This is a genomic window from Sandarakinorhabdus sp. AAP62 (genome assembly GCF_000331225.1).
In the GTDB taxonomy this organism is placed as follows: domain Bacteria; phylum Pseudomonadota; class Alphaproteobacteria; order Sphingomonadales; family Sphingomonadaceae; genus Sandarakinorhabdus.
In genome coordinates this window covers 1-19383 of record NZ_ANFY01000022.1, presented here as the reverse complement: position 1 = coordinate 19383, position 19383 = coordinate 1, and the positions used below count along the sequence as shown (strand labels likewise).

Genomic DNA, 19383 nt, shown 5'->3' with positions numbered 1-19383 from the left:
AGGGGCCTCCGGCGGGCAGGGACGCAGTCCCTGCCCGCCAATTTACTCACCAAAACGGACTGTTGACTGTCCAACATCGGTCGATGATAATGAACCGCACGGGTGCAAAGCGAGTTTTTCGTCTCGCTTTGATTAAGTAGCTGTTATTTGTTTCGATCTGTTGTAATTAGAGAAAATGACAGAAAGTTACGTTTTGAGTTTGACGGAGCGCGCTGCTTCCGGGCCAAACTTCGTAGGCGGCAAGTGCTTTGCATGTGGAGGTGAGCCAACCTCTGGACAAGGTGAGCATGTAATTCCCAAGTGGATGCAGCGCCGTTTCAAACTGTCTGACCAATTTATTAATCTCATCAATGGCACTAGAATTCCGTATCGGCACCTTACTATTCCCTGCTGCGAAGTCTGTAACAACGGATTCCTACGTGATATCGAAAATGAGGTTATTGATTTCATCGACCGCCCTGATTTCAGTAAACTAGGTTCACGGTTCGCTTTGGGGAGGTGGCTGTGCAAAATATTTGTCGGGCTGTTGGTTAAAGAGACATCGCTGCTTCTAGATCGTGCAGATCCATCCAAGGGTCCAATAGTGTCTCCGGAATTTCTGGAGGAATTTTGGCACGCACAGTTAATTCTACAGAGTGCTCGTAAAAAGACGCTTTTTAATTCACTTCACGGCCCTTACCCGTTCACATTGTATCAGTACAAAATTGAGATTGATGATGATTTTGGGCAGTTTGACCTTTCAACGAATATTATCGGTCAATCTATCGCGATAAGAATGGGGACGGTTGGTATTGTGTTTGTAAACGATGGAGGGCTGCAATATGTAGCTGGCCGAGGTGGGCCGCTAAATTTAGTTGGAAGACGGCTGCATCCAATACAATTCTCCGAGATTGCCGCGCGGGTGCATTACAAGGCGACGCTCAGAGATGCGACTCATGCTTATACGACCGTAGAGACGCCAACAGAGATCATTGTTGATCAGGTCTCGGTTCGCCCCTTCTCAAAGATATTAACAGCAGAAGGTTCCATGCAAATCTTTAGGCCGTGGGACGACATTGAATGTGCGCAGCTAATAGAACATTTGAGGCCCATAAAGGGGCCACCAGTTTACGATCCTAAATCCCGACTATTCACCACGACATTGAGTAACGGCAGAGGTGGAATTCAATCTCCAAAGCGATTTTTGGGTCCCAAGAAATAAACTTGTGGCGAAGTGTGCGCAGTTCCGCAATCGGTTTCCTCAAACAAACGGGTGCAGGGTCTGCGACCCTGCCCGCCGGAGGCTCGCCTCCTTCTAACCCCTCACCACTTCGTATCCGCCAGCAGCGCCGCGTAGATCTCTATCCCGTCCCACAGATTGCCGAGGCGGATATTCTCGTTCGCCGCGTGCTGGTTGTCGTCGGCGTTGGCGACGGAGACGCCGATCATGGGGGCGTTCAGGGCTTCGACGATTTCGGCAAACGGCGTGGTGCCGCCCATCAGGGGGAGCAGCACGGGTGGGCCGGCGGTGCGGGTGATGGCGTCGATGACGGCCTTGGCGGCGGGGGTGTCGAGGGGGACTTTCACCGCGACGGAGCCGCCTTCGTCCCAGTCCAGTTTCAGCAGCTTGGGGTGGGCGCGGCGGGTGGCGGCGTCGGGGGTGGTGCGGATGATGTGCCAGCCTTGCGCGGTGAGGTGGGATTCGACCGCCTGTTTCACATGGGTGGTGGTCTGGCCGGGGGCGAGGCGGATGTCGAAGCTGGCCCAGGCCTGGGTGGCGATGGCATTGGCGGCCGGCGATCGCGTGTCGCCGCCGTGGATGGCGCGCACGTTCAATGTGGGCATCAGATAGCCATCGGCGAGGCGCGGCGTGCCGATGTGGCGGCCAAGGGCCAGTTCGTCCATCAGTTGCGGTTCGACGGCGGGCAGGGCGGCAAGGGCGGCCTTGTCGGTGGCGGTGGGCGGCGGCACTTCGCTGGCAAGGCCGGGCACCTTGATATTGCCCTGATCGTCGCGCAGCTGCATCACCAGATCGGCGATCATCACCGTGGGGCTGGGCACCCAATTGCCATAATGGCCATCGTGCAGCGCGCGGGCGGGGCCATAGACCGTGGCTTCGAAATCGACGATGCCGCGGTTGCCGCCGCTCACCAGCGGGCGGCCGGATTGGTGGACCGGGCCATCGCCCATGATCAGCAGATCGGCGGCGAGCAGCGCCTTGTTGGCGCGGACGATGGTGCCGAAATTGGGGGAGCCGGCCTCTTCCTCGCCTTCCCACAAGATCTTGATGTTCACATTTGGCTTGATGCCCTTGGCGGCGAGGGCATCCAGCGCCCAGAGCGTGGCGGCAATGGTGGCCTTGTCATCGCCACTGGCGCGTCCGTAGAGACGCCATTCCCTGTCGACGGCGGTGGCGGCGGCCAGATCGACCTTGGCGCTGGCCGGCGGCGCGGTGCGCAGTGTGGGCTGGAACGGCGGATCGAGCCAGCCGGGCTGGTTCACCGGCTGGCCGTCGTAGTGGGCGTAGAGCAGGAGGGTGCGTTTGGCGCCGGGGGTGCGGCGTTCGGCGAAGACGCTGGCCGGGGTGCCGGGGCGGGCGCGCAATTGCTGCGTGGTGAAGCCGCGGGATTTCAGCTGGGCTTCGAGGAAATCGGCGTTGCGGTCCACATCGGCCAGGTTGCTGGCGATGCTGGGCATGGCGACGAACGCGCTGTAATCGGCGATCAATTTGCGTTCATTGGCTTCGCGCCAGCTGCGGACGTTGCTGCGCAATTTGTCCGACGCGGGGCTGGCCGCCACCGGCGTCGCCACCAGCGCCAGCAGCGCCCATCCGATCAAGGCCCGATTTTTCATGAGAATTCCCCTTTGATTCCAGACTGGCGCAGGCCGTCGCGCTTGGCAACTGTCCACCGCTTTACATACATAATACAGCTGCTATGAAACGCCTGTTCAACGGGAGGAATTTCGCATCATGTTGCAACTGTCGGGCGTCACCCATGTCTATGCCAACGGCACCCGCGCGCTGGATGATGTGAATTTGGTGGTGCCCAACGGCATGTTCGGCCTGCTGGGGCCCAATGGCGCCGGCAAATCGACGCTGATGCGCACCGTGGCGACGCTGCAGACGCCGACGGCCGGCAGGATCATGTTTGGCGATATCGATGTGATCGCCCAGCCGGAGCGGCTGCGCGAAACGCTGGGTTATCTGCCGCAGGATTTCGGCGTGTATCCGCGCGTTTCGGCCTATGCGATGCTGGATCACATGTGCGTGCTGAAGGGCATTGCCAGTGCCGGGGAACGCAAGGCGACGGTGGAGACGCTGCTCAACCAGACCAACCTGTGGGCGGTGCGGAGCAAGGCCATCGCCGGTTTTTCGGGCGGGATGCGGCAGCGGTTCGGCATTGCCCAGGCGCTGATCGGCAATCCGCGGCTGATCATCGTGGATGAACCCACCGCCGGGCTTGATCCGGAAGAGCGCAACCGTTTCCTAAACCTGCTGGCCGAGATTGGCGAGAATGTGGTGGTGATCCTTTCGACCCATATCGTCGAGGATGTCTCTGATCTGTGCCCGCGCATGGCGGTGCTGGCCGCCGGGCGCATCCAGCTGGAAGGCGCGCCGCTTGATCTGATCGCGCGGGCGCGCGGCAGTGTGTGGGCCAAGACGATCGGCCGCGACGAGCTGGAGGCCGTGAAGGCCGCGCATGAGGTGATTTCCACCCGCCTGTTTGCCGGCCGCACCATCGTGCACGTGCTGTCGGATCGCGATCCGGGTGTCGGCTTCGCGTCAGTCGAAGGCGGGCTGGAGGATGTATATTTCGCCACGCTGGCGAAGAGCCGGCGCGTGGCTCCGGCAGTGGCGGCCTGAGCCATGTTTGCATCGATCGCACTGTTCGAGCTGAAGTATCAGCTGAAGAACCCGGTGTTCTGGGTTGTTTCGGTGCTGTTTTTCCTGATGACCTTTGGCGCCGTCACGGTGGACGAGATCCAGATCGGTTCAGGCGGCAATGTGCATGTCAACAGCCCTTCGGCGATCACCGAGATTCACCTGATCCTGTCCCTGTTCTTCATGTTCGTCACCACGGCGTTCGTCGCCAATGTGGTGGTGCGCGATGATGAAAGCGGCTTTGGCCCGATGGTGCGGGCCACGCGGGTGAGCAAGTTCGATTATCTGATCGCCCGCTTCACCGGCGCGTTCATCACCGCGGCGCTGGCCTTCCTGTTCGTGCCGCTGGCGATCTTCATCGGTTCGCTGATGCCGTGGCTCGATCCCGAAACCATTGGCCCCAATCGACTGGCATATTACGCGCAGGCCTGGGCTTTCCTGGCGCTGCCCAACATCTTCCTCACCTCGGCGATCTTCTTTGCGGTGGCCACGGTGACGCGGTCGATGATGGGCAGCTATGTTGGCGTGGTGGTGTTCCTGGTCGCTTATCTGGTGACCAACGGCATCGTGGGCAGCAAGCCCGAATATCGCGAGATCATGGCCTGGGCCGAACCCTTTGGTCTGGCCGCCACGGCAGTGGCCACCCAATATTGGACGGCGGCGGAATCCAACAGCCAGATGGTGGCGCTGGAAGGCGCGTTGCTGGGCAATCGCCTGATCGTGATCGCGCTTGGCCTGCTGGCGCTGGGCCTTGCGCTGTGGCGCTTCTCCTTCACGCAGAAGGCGCTTTCGGCGAAGGCGGCGGCCAAGGCTGATGCGAAGCTGGCCAGGGCGGCAGCGGTGCCGCCCACGCTGGTCGCCACCCTGCCGGCGGCGCGGCCCGATCAGGCCGGCGGCGCCCGGCTGTGGCAGCGCATCCGCTTTGAAATGGTGCAATTGTTCCGCAGCCCGGCCTTCTTCGTGCTGATGATCGTGGGTCTGTTCAATGCCGGTGGTGCGCTGTGGTTCTTTGGCGAGCTGTATGGCACGCCGTCGCGGCCGGCCACCTTCGCGCTGATCGATCAGCTGCGCGGCAGTTTCGGCATCATCCCGATCATCATCGCCATCTATTATGCCGGCGAGCTGGTGTGGCGCGACCGCCAGGTGAAGTTCCACGAGATCATCGATTCCACCTCCTTGCCCAACTGGGCCTATCTGGTGCCCAAGGTGCTGGGCCTTGCCGCCGTGCTGCTCTGCGTGCTGCTGATTTCGGTGTTGGCGGCGGTGCTGCTGCAACTGGTCCGCGGTTTTGATGCCATCGCGCTCCATCATTATGTCCTGTGGTATGCGCTGCCGTTCACGGTGGAGATGCTGCTGCTCGCCGTGCTGGCGATCTTCGTGCAGGCGCTCTCGCCCAACAAATATGTCGGCTGGGCGGTGATGACCGTCTATCTCGTCGCCGGCATCGTGCTGGGCCAGATGGGCTTTGAACACCCGCTCTATCTCTATGGCGAAACGCCGCGCGTGCAGCTTTCGGACATGAATGCCGATCGCCTGGGCGGGGCGGCGGGGTGGTGGCTCCGGGCTTATTGGGCCTGCTGGGCGTTGCTGCTGGCGGTTCTGGCGCACCTGTTGTGGCGGCGCGGCAATGACGTTTCGCTGCGGCCGCGGCTGGCGCGGTTGCCCGCCCGACTGCGCGGGGTGCCGCTGCTGCTGGTCGGCGCCGGGCTGGCGGGATCGGCGGCAACGGGTGCCTATGTCTATCAGAACACCAATGTGCTGAACGAATATCGCAACCGCGATGATGGCGAGATCTGGCAGGCCGATCTGGAGCGCGCCTATCTGCGCTATGAGCGGCTGCCGCAGCCGCGGGTGACCGATGCGGTGGTCACCGTCGATCTGAAGCCGGCCGAGCGCCGCTTTGATGCCACTGGGCGCTATACGCTGATCAACGACACGGGTGCGCCGGTGGAGACGTTGCACGTGCTGCTGGGCGACCGCGACACACGGATCACCAGGCTCGTCGTGCCGGGCACAAGCGTGGAGCGCGACGACAAGCGTTTCAACTATCATATCCTGCGCTTTGCGACGCCGCTGGCGCCCGGGGCGACGACCACGCTCGATTTTGCCACACGGCGCTGGCATCGCGGCTTTCCGGCGCGCGGCCAGGATCGCACGCTGATCGAGAATGGCACTTTCCTCAACAATTTCGACTTCGCGCCCGTCATCGGCATGAGCCGCCAGGGTCTGCTCACCGATCGCATCACCCGGCGCAAGCGCGGCCTATCCGGCGAATTGCGCGCGGCCAAACTGGGCGATCCCTGGAGCCAGGGCCGCAACATGCTGAGCAATGCGCCGTGGGTGACGAGCGACATCACCGTGATCACCGACGCCGATCAGACGGCGATCGCGCCGGGCGACAAGGTGGCCGATACGGTGGCCGGCAATCGCCGCACCGCGCGCTTCGTGTCGAAAACGCCGATCCTGGCCTTCTTCTCGGTGCAATCGGCGCGTTATGCCGAAGCCAGGGGCGAGGCCACGCTGGCCGACGGCCGCCGCATCCCGCTTTCCGTGTTCCACCATCCCGATCATGGCTGGAATGCGGCCCGCATGATCAGCGCCATGCAATCGAGCCTCGCTTATTTCACGAAGAATTTCGGGCCGTATCAGTTCAACCACGCCCGCATCATCGAATTCCCGGCCTATGCCGAATTCGCCCAGGCCTTTGCCGGCACCGTGCCCTACAGCGAGGGCATCGGCTTCCTCGCCAATGCCGCCGAGCCGGACAAGATCGATTATGTCACCTACATCACCGCGCACGAGCTGGGGCACCAATATTGGGGCCACCAGATCGTCCCGGCCGATACGCAGGGATCGACGCTGGTGGTGGAAACCATGGCGCAATATTCGGCGCTGATGGTGATGAAGCAGCTCTATGGCCCCGACAAGATGCGGCGCTTCCTGAAATATGAGCTCGACAATTATCTGCGCAACCGCGGCAACGAGGCGATCGAGGAGCTGCCGCTGCTGAAGGTCGAGAACCAGGGCTATATCCATTATCGCAAGGGCAGTGTGGCGCTCTATCTGCTGCAGGATCGGCTGGGCGAGGAACGGGTGAACGCCATGCTGGCCGCACTGATCGCCCGCTACCGCTTCAGCGGCCCGCCCTACATGTCACCGCAGCTGCTGGTCGATGGTTTCAAGAGCCTCGCCCGCACGGCCGAGGAGCGGCAACTGGTGAGCGACTTGCTGGAGCGCATCACCGTTTTCGATCTGAAGGCGACGACAGCTACCACGCGCAAGCTGCCCGATGGCCGCTGGGAAACAAGACTGACTGTGGATGCGACCAAATTTTACGCCGATGGCAAGGGCGTGGAGAAAGTCGCGCCGCTGGCAGACAGCATTGATGTCGGCCTGTTCACCGCCAAGCCGGGGCAGGGGGCGTTCAACCAGAAGGACGTGCTGCTGATGACGCGCCTGCCCATCAAGTCCGGCAAGCAGACGCTGGTGCTGTTCAGCAAGGCCAGGCCCAGCGTGGCCGGCATCGATCCCTACAGCAAATATGTCGATCGCAACGCCGACGACAATCTGCAGGATATCAGCTGATCCGCTGGGCCCAGAGCGGCGCCAGCGGGCCAGCGGCAAAGGCCGCCCGATCCAGCGCATAATGGACATGCGTGACCGGGCCGGTGGAAAGCGCAACGGTCGCAATCCGGTCGATCAGCGTCGCGCCAATGCGCTGCACGGCGGTGCGGGACCGGATGTTGGTCTCGCCGATCATGAAGATCACCGTGTCCAGCGTCTGCAGCGCGTGGCCAACCATCAGCGCCTTCATCACGTGGTTGGTCGTGCTGCCCCAATGGCGGCGGACAAGGAAGGTCCAGCCCACTTCCACTTCGCCCGGCTCAACGCGGGTGAAATCGAAACGGGAGGAGCCGATGATGACGCCGGTCGCCGGCTCCTGCGCCACCAGCATGCCGCCGCTGGCCAGGCCATCCTCGAAAAAGGCGCGGAACACCGGTTCCTGCCAGCGATTGCTGGCCGGGTGGCCTTCCCAGATGCCGGGATCGTTGGCGGCGGCAAAGGTTGCCGGCCAGTCTTCGGCTGTGGCCGGACGCAAGGTGAGCGCGGGGTGGGCGAGGGTGGGCTGACGATCAAAGGCTGAATTGGCGGTCATGCCAGGCTCAATGCGGCAGCAGCACGAACCTTGCAACGGCATAGATGGTGACACCGATGCAGCCGCCAATCAGCGTGCCGTTGATGCGGATGAACTGCAGATCGCGGCCCACGGCCTGTTCCACCTTGTCGGTCACGGTATCGGCATCCCAGCCGCGCACGGTTTCCGAGACGAGGCTGACAATCTCGTCGCCGTGGTTCTTGGCCAGGCCAGCCACGGCGCGGCGCAGGGCCGTATTGAGCCGGGCCTTCAGTTCTTCGTCGCCATCGATGCGATTGCCGAGCGCCGTCAGCGTGGCGCCCAGCCCGTTGCCAGCCGGGTCCTTCAGGCTGCCGGCAAGGGCGCCGCGCGCGGCATCCCACAGGCCCTGCACCCAGCTGCTCATCGCCGGATTGGCGAGCAGATCATCCTTGAAGCCTTCCACCCGCGCCTGGGATTCGGGGAAGTGGCGCAAATCGAACGTCCATTGCTTGAAGGCTTCCACCAGCCGCTGCCGCACCGGGTGCCACGGGTCGTGCTTGATCTCCACCAGCAGGCGCTGCACCGAGCTGATCATCGTGTCGGACAGGCTTTCATCGGCACCGGCCAGGCGCAGCAGCCAGTTGGTGCGCTCGGCCACCTTGCCGCGAATATTGGGGGCTTCGTCGACAATGGTCGCCAGCCCCCATTCGACAGCGGCATCGATCAGCAGTTCATGGCGGCCACCGGCCACCAGCGTATCCACGGCATCGGCAATGATCGGCGAAAGCGGCATCGATTGCAGGCGGCCGCGCGCCAGATCTTCCACCGCCCTGGCGATGGCAGGATCATCCAGCCCGTCGATCAACTGGCCAACCAGCGGTGCGATGCCATTCCTGCGGTTGGGGCCGGCGGCAGGCGGTGCGGCGAGCCAGCGCGCCAGCACGCCGGCCAGATCGGCATCGTCCAGCCGGCGGGCGACGACCTGTGGCTTCAGGAAATTGTCTTTCAGGAACTGCGCCAGCGTCTCGCCCAGCCGATCCTTCTGTTGCGGGATGATGGCGGTGTGCGGGATCGGCAGGCCCAGCGGGTGACGGAACAGCGCGGTAACGGCGAACCAGTCGGCCAGCCCGCCCACCATCGCGGCTTCGGTGAATGCCATCACCCACGGCACCACCGGATGCGCCCTGGGATATATCAGGCAGACGATGAAGATCACGGCCATCGCTGCCAGCAGCAGCGTCGCCATCAGGCGCATCCGGTGAAAGGGCGATTCCGGCAGAAGGCTGGTCAGGACGGTCTTACTCCGCAGGGGCTGTGCCCGGCAGCTTAGCAGCCCCTTCGTTGTTGGTGAACCACCGCTTCATCCGCGGAGCCAGCCATTCTTCGACCGAAACAGCGATGGAGAAGCCCGCCGGCACGATAATCAGGGTGAGGGCGGTCGACACGATCAGGCCGCCGATCACCACGATGCCCATCGGCGCGCGCCACGAACCATCGCCGCCCAGCGCCAGCGCCACCGGCATCATGCCGGCCACCATGGCCACCGTGGTCATCACGATCGGCTGCACCCGCTTGTGGCCGGCTTCCAGGATGGCTTCAAGCTTGGGCACGCCCTTTTCCATTTCCTCGATCGCCATGTCGACCAGCAGGATGGAGTTCTTGGCGACGATTCCGAGCAGCATCAGCAGGCCGATGAACACCGGCATCGAAATGGCATTGCCCGTGAGCGCCAGCGCGATCAGGCCACCCAGCGGCGCCAGCAGCAGCGACATCATGTTGACGAACGGCGGCAGCACCCGCTTGTAGAGCAGCACCAGCACCGCGAACACCATCACCACCCCGGCGATCACGGCCAGGATGAAGTTGGAAACCAGTTCGCCGAGCCACTTCTGCATGCCCAACTGCGCGGTTTCGACGCCGGGCGGCAGGTTCTTCACGGTCGGCAGATTGTTGACCTTCACCTGAACATCACCCGACAGCAGGCCGGGGGCAAGGTCGGCACCGATCTGGATGCGACGCTGCTGATTGTAGCGACGGATCTCGGTCGGGCCAGCACCAAAGCTGATTTCCGCCACCACCTTCAACGGCACGGTGCCGCCGCGGCTGGTGGGCACTGGCAGGTTTTCGATGGTCGAAAGGTTTCGGCGCGATGATTCCGCAAGGGCGACACGGATCGGGATCTGGCGATCGGCCACGCTGAACTTTGCGACGTTCTGATCAATGTCGCCCAGCGTCGCGATACGGATGGTTTCCGACAGGGCAGCGGTCGTCACGCCCAGTTCGGCGGCCAGATCAAGCCGGGGCTTGATGGTGATTTCCGGGCGTTGCAGGCCGCCATCGATCCGGGCCTGGCGCAATTCCGGCATGGCGCGCATTTCCTCCACCACCTTGCGGGCGGCGGCGTCCAGCGTGATTGGATCATTGCCGGTCAGCGTGATGCCGATCGGGCGGCCACCGGGCGGGCCATCGCCCTGGGCGGCAAAGCCAACGCGCGCATCGGGGATGGCCGCCAGCTTGGGCGCCATGGAGCGTTCCCATTCGATGCGATGCATCCCCCGCTCTTTCTTGAGCGTGAGATAGATGTTGCCACCGCCAACATCGACATCGGCAAAGGCCAGCGCCAGTTCGGGCGAGCTTTCCAGCACCGCCACGGCCTTTTCCACAACGACCTCAGTTTGCGCCAGGGTGACGCCCGGCGGCAGCGAGATGGTTACCTGGCTGTCGTCATTGTCGACATCGGGCTGGAAGGTCATCGGCAGCATGGCAAACAGGGCGATGGTCATCGCCAGGGCGCCGCCGCCGATGCCGAACACCGTCTTCATGCGGTTGGCCAGCGCCCAGTTCAGGATCGCCATGTAGGTATCGACCCACTTGCCATTGCCATGTTCGGCCTGGCCTTCGCTTTTCAGGAAGAAGGCGGCCAGCATCGGCGTGATCAGGCGCGCGACGGCCAGGCTGATCAGCACCGACACCGCAACCGTGGCGCCGAAATTCTTGAAGAACTGGCCGGAAATGCCGGGCATCAGCGCGACCGGCAGGAACACCGCGACGATCGACATGGTGGTGGCAACCACGGCCAGACCGATTTCATCGGCGGCGTCCATGGAGGCCTGATAGGCCGATTTGCCCATGCGCATGTGCCGCACGATATTTTCGATTTCCACGATCGCATCGTCGACCAGCACGCCGGCCACCAGGCTGAGCGCCAGCAGCGAGAGCTGGTTGAGCGAGAAACCGAGCCAGACATCGAGGAACCAGAAGGTCGGGACGGCTGACAGCGGGATGGCCAGCGCCGAAATCACCGTCGCGCGCCAGTCGCGCAGGAACAGCCACACCACCAGCACGGCCAGGATCGCGCCTTCGATCATCGCGTCGATGGCGCCATGATACTGGTTCTTGGTATATTCAACCGAGGTGAAGATCAGGCGGAAGCTGATCTTGGGATATTGCTTGCGCAGGGCCTCGATTTCCTTGACCGCCGCATCATAGACCGTGACGTCGGACGAGCCCTTGGCCTTGGCCATCGAGAAGCTGAGCACCTGGCGGCCATTGAGTTTGGAAATGCTGCGCTGTTCGGCATAGCCGTCACGCACCTCGGCGATATCGGCCAGGCGGATGCTGCGGCCCTGGCCCAGGTTGATCTGGGTTTCGCCAAGACCGATCGCGTTGCGGGCGTTGCCCAGCACGCGCACCGATTGTTCGGCGCCGGCGATCTCGGCCCGGCCGCCAGCCGCGTTCAGATTGACCTGGCGCAACTGGGCATTCACCTGGGCAGCGGTGACGCCATAGGCCTGCATGCGATCGGGATCGAGAATGACACGGATTTCCCGGCTGACCCCGCCGGAACGGCGCACCTGTGCCATGCCGGGGATACCCAGCAGGCGCTTGGCCACGGTATTGTCGACGAACCAGCTCAGTTCTTCCAGCGTCATCGCGGTGGATTCAACCGCGAAATAGGCGATCGGGCCGCCAGCGATATCCAGCCGGTTGACCTGCGGCTGCAAGATGCCCTGCGGCAGATCGGAACGGATGTTGGCCACGGCGTCGCGCACGTCGTTGACGGCGCGATCGATCGGCGTGCCGATGGCGAACTGCACCATGGTGCGGCTGCTGCCTTCGGAAACGAAACTGTTTACCTCGTCGACGCCGGTGATGTTGCGCACGGCGGCTTCGACGCGCTGCGTCACCTGATTTTCCAGCTCTTCCGGCGCAGCGCCGGGCTGGGAAACGATGACCTGCGCGCCCGGGAATTCGACATCAGGCTGGTTGTTGATGTCCATCGCGCGAAACGACAATATGCCGGCCAGCAACAGCAGGGCAAACAGCACCAGTGGCGGAACCGGGTTCCTGATCGACCAGGCAGAGATATTGCGCATCGCGTGCGTGTCCTGTTCGTGATCAGCGCGTTGCGGCGGCGTCGGCAGCGACGGCGAGAACCGGCTTGACCTTGTCTCCCGGTTTCAGGAAGGCGCCGGCACTGGCCACCACCTTTTCCGTGCCATTCAGGCCGGCTGCAATGCCAACACCGGCATCGCCGATGGCGCCGACATCGACGCTGCGGCGTTCAACCTTGTTATCCTTGCCCAGCACATAGACGAAATTGCCGGCAGCATCTGCCAAAACCGCCGATTGCGGCAGCAACGGCCGGGTGGTTTCGCCGCCTTCGATGCGTGCGCGGGCAAAGGCGCCAACGCGCAGGCCCGGCGCATAATCCAGCTGGATGCGCACGATGCCCTGGCGGTTGGCCGGATCGACGATCGGATCGATCAGCCAAACCTTGCCCTTGAAGCCTTCCGTCGCACCCACCGGGGTGACGACAGCCGGCATGCCCACCTTCAGCCGGGCGAGATCCTGTTCGGCCACCTGGGCGCGCATTTCCAGCGCATTGCCTTCGGCCAGCCGGAACAGCGCGCCGGTGCCGGGGCCGACCACCTGGCCGGTTTCGACATTGCGCGACAGGATCAGGCCGGCGGCCGGCGCCCGCACGTCAAGCCGGTCAGCCCGTTCGCGGGCCGCTGCCAGCTGGGCACGGGCCACGCCCACGCGGGCCTGCGCGCCATCACGGGTGGCAATGCGCTGATCAATGTCGGCGCGGCTGATGAAGCCCTTGGCGACCAGGCTTTCGGCGCGGGCCAGATTGGCCTGGGCCAGCCGGGCTTCGGCCTCGGCCTGGCGCACGCTGGCGGAAAGCTGGGCGATTTCCTGGGTTTGTACCTGGCGATCGATCTGGGCCAGCACCTGGCCGGCGCCAACACGCTGGCCGGGTTCGACCATCACGCGCACCACGCGGCCGCCTTCGCCCTGCACGCCAACGGCGGCGTCGCGCTTGGCAGCGATGCTGCCCGGCGCGGTGATCGTATCAGCCAGCATGGTGGTGCCCGGCACCAGCACGGTCACTTCCGGCAGGTTGCTGGCCGGCGCGGCAGGCGGTGCCGACGACGGGCCAAAGGCCTTCCAGCCGCCCACACCGGCCAGCGCCACGATCAGCGCGATCAGCCCCGGCTTCACCCAGCGATTGCGGCTGGTGCCGCCTTCATCCGGCGGGAAAGCATAGACCGACGCAGCGTCGGGAGATGGAACTGAATTGTGCGCGTTCATGGTCATGAATCCTCTACGGTAGTGTATTATCGAAATACATCACCGCGTGCAAGTGCTTTCCCTTACCGCAAGTCGGTGTTTGCAAAAAGGGGAATTTGAGTGACACTCGGGGCCGTGACGCCGCAGTGGCAGCGGGCAGAGAGGCGGTTTTGTGGGTGACGCGGCCGCCGCGGCGGGCCATGATTGCACATCCCGTCTGCGAAATGAGGCCGTCGATGCGCCGATTCCTGCCGTTGCTTGTCCCGCCGCTGCTGCTCACCACGGCCGCTGCCGCGCAGGACCGACCCACGCCCCCGGCCATGCTGACCCTGACGGCCAGCGCCGATGTCGCCCGCGCGCCTGACCAGCTGCGGCTGACGGCCGGCGTGCTGACCAATGGCGCCAGCGCGGCCGACGCGATGGCGGCCAACAGCGTGCGCATGAACAGCGTGCTGGCCGCGCTCAAGGCTGCTGCCATTGCCCTCCGCGACGTGCAGACCACCGGGCTCAGCCTCAGCCCGCAATATCGCTACCAGCCGGAACAACCGCCCATCCTGACCGGTTATCAGGCCCGCAACAGCATCAGCATCCGGACCGGCAAGCTGGGGGAGGCGGGCCGACTGGTCGATGCCGTGATCAAGGCGGGCGCCAACGAAGTGCAGGGGCCGGAGTTCACGCTGGCCAATCCGGACGCCGCATTGGACGAGGCGCGCACCGCGGCGGTGGCCAAGGCGCGGGCACGGGCCGAGCTTTATGCCAGGGCCGCCGGGCTGAAAGTGAAACGTATCGCCAGCATCAGCGAAGGCGGCGCCATGGCCGATCCTGGCCCGCGGCCGCTGATGCGGTCTGCCATGGCCGAAGCCGCCGCCGCGCCGCCGGTGCAGCCCGGCGAACTGGCCATGGTGGCCAGCGTGACCGTCAGTTTCGAATTGGAACCGATGCCGTAACCGGCGGTGAGCGCGACCAGCTGATGCGCTGATCGCGATCGCCGCCAGACCGGATCGGTCGCCAGGATCAGGCGACTGTCACGCCGCCATCAATGACGAAATTCTGCCCCGTCGTGAACGCGCCGGCCTTGCCCGCGAGGAACACCGCCATGCCGGCGATTTCATCGGGCACGCCGATGCGCTTGAGCGGCGCGGTGGCGGTGGAGCGCTTCAGGGTTTCGGCATCATCCCACAGCGCCTTGGCAAAATCGGTCTTGATCAGGCCGGGTGCGATGCAGTTCACCCGCACATTGTCGGGCCCATATTCACAGGCGAGGTTGCGGGCGAGCTGCATGTCGGCCGCTTTCGATATGCAATAGGCGCCGATGATGGTCGATCCGCGCAGGCCGCCGATGGAGGAGACGATGGTGATGGTGCCATCCTTGCGGGCGCGCATCGCCGGGGCGACCATCGCGATCAGCCAATGGTTGGAAACGATGTTGTTCTGCAGGATCTTGGTGAAGGCCTCATCGGAAATGCCGCCCTGCGGGCCATAATAGGGATTGCTGGCGGCGTTGCAGACGAGATGATCGATCTGGCCCCACTTGGCGATGGTGGCATCGACCAGCGCTTGCAGGCTTTCCTTGCTGGCGATGTTGGCGGGGATGGAGATGGCGGCTTCGCGGCCCACGGCGGCGTTGATCTCGTCCCGCGCGGCTTCGCAGGCATCGGCCTTGCGGCTGGAAATCACCACGTTGGCGCCATGTTCGGCCATGCGGTGGGCGATGGCCTTGCCGATGCCGCGGCTGGAACCGGTGATGAGGGCAGTCTGCCCGGTCAGATCAAAAAGCGCCGGAAGGGCCATGATATCGTCTCCCCATTGGTTGTTTGACGCAATCTAGGCCGCAGCCGCATCATCTGTCCACGCGCGAAGAGTGACAGGGTGATGACAGCCTGCCATCAAACGGCATGACCGAATCATCCCCTGCAAAACTCAGTGCCAACGGCGTGCGCGCCACCCTCTTGTCGTGCCTGTTCTTTGCCGGCTTTGGCGCGCTGATCCCGCACCTGCCGACCTGGCTGGATGCGGCGCAGGGCTTCACTGGCGTGCAGATCAGCCTGGTGCTCACGGTGGGCGGCCTGTCGCGCATCGTGGTGGGGCCGCTCACCGCCGCCTGGGCTGCCGGACAGCGCGACAAGCGCGCGCCCTTGTTCCTGTTTGCCTTCCTGCTCACGGCCGGGTTCGCCTCGCTGTGGTTCGTGCAGGGATTCTGGCCGGTATTTGCCATCATCTTGGCTATGGATGTCGGCTTCTGGGGCCTGCTGCCGGCGGTGGAAGCCGCGCTGATCCGGCTCACCAAGACCGGCCTGCCGCCCTATGGCTTCGCGCGTGGCCTTGCGTCGGCAGCGTTCATCGTCGGCTCGTCCAGCGTCGGCGCGCTGGTGACGGATTTCGGACCGTGGGCGATCTGGGCGTGGTTGCTCGGCGTGTCGATCGCGCTGATCGGGGCGGCGTTCGTGATGCCCAGGGAGCCCGTGCTGGGCAATGAGGAAGGCGATTTCCTTGGTCGCCTCAAGGAAGGCGTCGGCCTGTTGAAGAACCGCCGCTTTGCCCTGCTGATCTTCGCCGCCGGCATATTGCAGGCCACCCACGGCTATTTCTATGGCTTTGGTGTGCTGATCTGGACCAAGGACCAGGCGATTTCGCAGACGGTGGCCGGCAATCTCTGGTCGGTCGGTGTGGCCGTGGAAGTGATGTTCCTGATGTTCCTCGGCGGCTGGTCTTCCAAATTTGCCTCGGAAACGCTGATCCTGGTCGGCGCCATTGCCTGCATCATCCGCTGGACGGCGATGGCCTTCCTGCCGCCGGAAATCCTGCTGTGGCCGCTGCAGGTGCTGCACGCCGGCACCTTCGCAGCCGTGTTCCTCGGCGCGATGCGGCTGGTCAACCAGATGATGGGCGATGAACAGACGGCGACGGCGCAGATGATCTACATGGCGCTGGCTTCGGCTCCGGCGCAGGCCTTCACCACCTTTGTTTCGGGTTATCTCTATGATGCGCTGGTGGCGGATGGAGACGCGGCGCTCGGCTATCTGGCGATGACGGCGGTGAGCGTGGTGGGCCTGGTGCTGGCGATCATGCTGTGGGTGACGCGCGCCAGGCCCAACGCCCGATTGGCACCCGCCTAACTGCGCAATTCCTGTTCCGGCTGGCTGGCATATTGCGGCAGCGGGATGGCGGCGGCAGCAGCGCGCAGGGCGTTGCTCCAGCGGTTGTTGAGTTCGCTGTAATATTCATCGTCCACCTCGATGCGGTGGATGAGTTCCAGATCGGAAACCCCGCTGCGGATGGTGGCGATATCGACCGGCAGGCCCACGGCCAGGTTTGATCGCATGGTGGCGGAAAAGCTGATCAGCGCGATCTTCAATGCTTCGGCCATCGGCGTTTCATAGGTCAACATGCGATCAAGCACCGGCTTGCCATATTTGGTCTCGCCAATCTGCAGGAACGGCGTGTCGGACTGGCACTCGATGAAATTGCCGGCCCCATAGATCTGGAACAGCCGCGGCCGCCGCCCGCCGATGCTGCCGGCCAGCAGCAGCGTGGCATCGGTGTAGATATTGTCGTCCTTCACCACCCGGTCGATCTCTTCCTTGGCGTCGGAAAGCGCCTGGCCGACCAGCTGCGCGGCGCGGAACACGGTGGGCACATCGGCCAGCGTTTCCTTCTCGCCTGTGTCAGGCATGGTGACGCCCAGCGCCACGCGGGAAAGCGCGCTCTGCGTGACCGAAAGCGAGCCCGCCGACGCGCACATGATCACCCGTTCCGGGCCATGTTCCATCACGCGCAGCTTGCGATAGGTGGAAATATTGTCGACCCCGGCATTGGTGCGGGTATCGGCCATCAACACCAGGCCTTCGCGCACCAGGATGCCGATGCAATAAGTCATGATCGCGGTTCCATTTTCCGTGGATTGCCGGCAATTGTGCCGTGCTGGCCGCCAGCCGGCAAGTCAGCCCTGGCTCTGCACCTGGATCTGATCGCCCAGCGCACCCAGGCCGGGGTGTATGCCGGTCGCCTGCGTGGTGACGGCCACATTCATGGTTTCCATGCCGCCCCCGCGCCGGGCGCCGCGGATGGGGGCGGCATCGCGGTAATCAAGGCCGACCGCAACGCGCAGATAGGCTTCGGTCGCGCACATGCCGTTGGTGGGATCAAAGGCGACCCAGCCCAGATCGGGGATCAGCGCTTCGGCCCAGGCATGGGCGGCCGGCTGGGTGATCAGGCCATCGCCACGCACGAGATGACCGGAGACATAGCGCGCCGGGATGCCAAGCTGGCGCACGACGCTGAGGAAGATATGGGCATAATCCTGGCACACGCCGGCCCTGATCGCGAAGGCATGGGCGGCATCGCTGTGGGCATGGGTAACGTCGGCATCGAAGGTCATGCTGTCATACAGCAGGGTGGTGAGGCGGTGACAGCTGGCCAGTGCATCGCCGGCATCGATCTGGCGGGCCAGCGCCTGCAGCGCCTCGTCGGGCCGGGTCAGCTCGCTCTGGCGCAGGAAGGCCAGCGCCGGCAGCGGCTCGAAACTGCCGGAAACGATGCCGTGGGTTTCCTGCGTGTCGACCTCGCCGGTGACATGCAGCGCCAGCCGCTGGATCTGGCCATCGGGGTAGAACATGTGGGTGATGTTGCCAAAGGCATCCTCGCTGCGCCGCAGATGGCCGTCGCAATCACTGTCGATGCGCCAGTTGACGACATGCTGGCCTTCATGGCCGGCCGGCTGCACGCGCAGCAGCTGCAGCACGTTGCTGGCCGGCTGGGCATATTCATAGATGGTGGAATAATCGACCCGGATGCGCATGGCGGCTTTCAGAAAAGATATTGTTCGGCGATGGCGTCGCCCAGCCGGTTGTTGTCGGCGATGAACTGGGTGAGGAATTCGTGCAGGCCGCTGGCAAAGATGGAATCGATATTGCCATTGGCCAGCCTGGCGTGGCCGGCGCTGGCCAGCCGGTGGGCGAGGCCGCGGCGGCCACTGTGGCTGGCGAGCTGATCAAGCTGGCGCAGGATCTCGTCATAGCAGGACGCGAGGCTGCGGGGTATCTGCCGGTTGCAGATCAGCAGATCGGCGACCAGCCACGGCTTCACGCTGTCGTTGTACACCCAGCGATAGGCGGTCATGGCCGAAACGGTGCGCAGGATGGTGGTCCACTGGAAATAATCCAGGCTGCCGCCCACCGGCTCGTCGCGTGGCAGCAGCAGGTGATATTTCACATCCAGCAGCCGCGCCGAATTGTCGGCCCGTTCGATGGCGGCGCCCAGGTTGGTGAACCAGAACGCGTCTGATCTGAGCATGGTGCGGTAATTGGCGCCATCAAAGGCGGCGATGGCGTGCTTCACATATTCGATCAGCTGCGCCAACGTCTCGCGGCTCGAAAGATGGGTGCCATAGCGGCTCACTTCCAGCCAGGCGGTGTTGATCGCTTCCCAGCCTTCCTCGGTCATCGCGGTGCGCACGGCGCGGGCATTGTTGCGCGCGGCTTCCAGGCAGGAACGGATGGAGGAACTGTTGGCGGCGTTCAGCGTGAGATATTCGGTCACCTCATGCTCGTCGACAGCAAGGCCGGTCGCGGCAAAGCCATCGGTCTGACAGGCGGCGGCCAGCGCCGATTCCCACGCATTCGACGCGCCGCCATAGCTGGAAGGCAGAGCGGCGAGCCGCTGTGTCGCCTCAATGAGGCGCGCGGAAAAATCGGCCCGTTCAAGATAACGGCCCATCCAGTAGAGGTTGCCGGCGGTGCGGCTCAGCATGGTGCGCTCCTGTCACCTCTCCCCGCCGGGGAGAGGTCGAGAGACGCGCGCAGCGCGGCCCGGGAGAGGGGCAGGCCCA

The 19383-nt window shown here is 63.9% G+C and carries 14 protein-coding genes; 5 read left to right on the top strand and 9 right to left on the bottom strand.

The annotated features are described in order from the left end of the window. The first annotated feature begins 175 nt into the window (after window positions 1-175). Window positions 176-1201, top strand: a complete 1026-nt coding sequence (locus D619_RS17965) for a hypothetical protein (protein WP_152417489.1) — start codon at window positions 176-178, stop codon at window positions 1199-1201. 101 nt (window positions 1202-1302) lie between these two features. On the opposite strand, the gene D619_RS0115025 is transcribed toward D619_RS17965, so the two are convergent. Next, window positions 1303-2832: a M20/M25/M40 family metallo-hydrolase gene (locus D619_RS0115025; protein WP_017669429.1), complete on the bottom strand. Its 1530-nt coding sequence runs from the start codon at window positions 2830-2832 to the stop codon at window positions 1303-1305. A gap of 118 nt (window positions 2833-2950) precedes the next feature. On the opposite strand from D619_RS0115025, the gene D619_RS0115020 reads away from it, so the two are divergent. Together D619_RS0115020 and D619_RS0115015 are read left to right on the top strand one after the other, a co-directional pair. Beyond that, window positions 2951-3844 carry an ABC transporter ATP-binding protein gene (locus D619_RS0115020; RefSeq protein WP_017669428.1) on the top strand — a complete coding sequence of 298 codons (894 nt, stop codon included), beginning with the start codon at window positions 2951-2953 and terminating at the stop codon, window positions 3842-3844. A 3-nt stretch (window positions 3845-3847) separates the two neighbouring features. Continuing rightward, complete coding sequence (locus D619_RS0115015; RefSeq protein ID WP_017669427.1) at window positions 3848-7447, top strand: M1 family aminopeptidase; 3600 nt, start codon at window positions 3848-3850, stop codon at window positions 7445-7447. Here the strand turns inward: D619_RS0115015 and D619_RS0115010 are convergent. Genes D619_RS0115010 through D619_RS0114995 form a run of 4 tightly spaced genes read right to left on the bottom strand, consistent with a single transcriptional unit; the run spans window position 7440 to window position 13577 of the window. Continuing rightward, window positions 7440-8018 (bottom strand): GNAT family N-acetyltransferase, encoded by a 579-nt coding sequence (locus D619_RS0115010; RefSeq protein WP_017669426.1) that lies wholly within the window; start codon window positions 8016-8018, stop codon window positions 7440-7442. The two genes, D619_RS0115015 and D619_RS0115010, sit on opposite strands and share 8 nt — an antisense overlap. Before the next feature lie 7 nt (window positions 8019-8025). After that, window positions 8026-9225, bottom strand: a complete 1200-nt coding sequence (locus D619_RS0115005; protein ID WP_193743321.1) for a DUF445 domain-containing protein — start codon at window positions 9223-9225, stop codon at window positions 8026-8028. A gap of 52 nt (window positions 9226-9277) precedes the next feature. Beyond that, complete coding sequence (locus tag D619_RS0115000) at window positions 9278-12355, bottom strand: efflux RND transporter permease subunit (protein WP_017669424.1); 3078 nt, start codon at window positions 12353-12355, stop codon at window positions 9278-9280. A 22-nt stretch (window positions 12356-12377) separates the two neighbouring features. After that, window positions 12378-13577, bottom strand: a complete 1200-nt coding sequence (locus D619_RS0114995; protein WP_193743320.1) for an efflux RND transporter periplasmic adaptor subunit — start codon at window positions 13575-13577, stop codon at window positions 12378-12380. Between the two features lie 215 nt (window positions 13578-13792). On the opposite strand from D619_RS0114995, the gene D619_RS0114990 reads away from it, so the two are divergent. Continuing rightward, entirely contained in the window at window positions 13793-14503 is a 711-nt protein-coding gene (locus D619_RS0114990; RefSeq protein ID WP_017669422.1) for an SIMPL domain-containing protein, read from the top strand. Between the two features lie 67 nt (window positions 14504-14570). Here the strand turns inward: D619_RS0114990 and D619_RS0114985 are convergent, their stop codons facing one another. After that, window positions 14571-15347: an SDR family oxidoreductase gene (locus D619_RS0114985; RefSeq protein ID WP_017669421.1), complete on the bottom strand. Its 777-nt coding sequence runs from the start codon at window positions 15345-15347 to the stop codon at window positions 14571-14573. A 104-nt stretch (window positions 15348-15451) separates the two neighbouring features. Here D619_RS0114985 and D619_RS0114980 point away from each other — a divergent pair, with 104 nt between their 5' ends. Continuing rightward, window positions 15452-16672: an MFS transporter gene (locus tag D619_RS0114980; RefSeq protein WP_017669420.1), complete on the top strand. Its 1221-nt coding sequence runs from the start codon at window positions 15452-15454 to the stop codon at window positions 16670-16672. Here the strand turns inward: D619_RS0114980 and D619_RS0114975 are convergent. The 3 genes from D619_RS0114975 to D619_RS0114965 form a co-directional block, all read right to left on the bottom strand. Next, window positions 16669-17433, bottom strand: coding sequence for a hypothetical protein (locus tag D619_RS0114975; protein ID WP_017669419.1), 765 nt, complete (start codon window positions 17431-17433; stop codon window positions 16669-16671). The two genes, D619_RS0114980 and D619_RS0114975, sit on opposite strands and share 4 nt — an antisense overlap. A gap of 63 nt (window positions 17434-17496) precedes the next feature. After that, entirely contained in the window at window positions 17497-18354 is an 858-nt protein-coding gene (locus tag D619_RS0114970; RefSeq protein ID WP_017669418.1) for a transglutaminase family protein, read from the bottom strand. An 8-nt stretch (window positions 18355-18362) separates the two neighbouring features. Next, entirely contained in the window at window positions 18363-19304 is a 942-nt protein-coding gene (locus D619_RS0114965) for an alpha-E domain-containing protein (RefSeq protein WP_017669417.1), read from the bottom strand. Window positions 19305-19383: the final 79 nt, after the last annotated feature.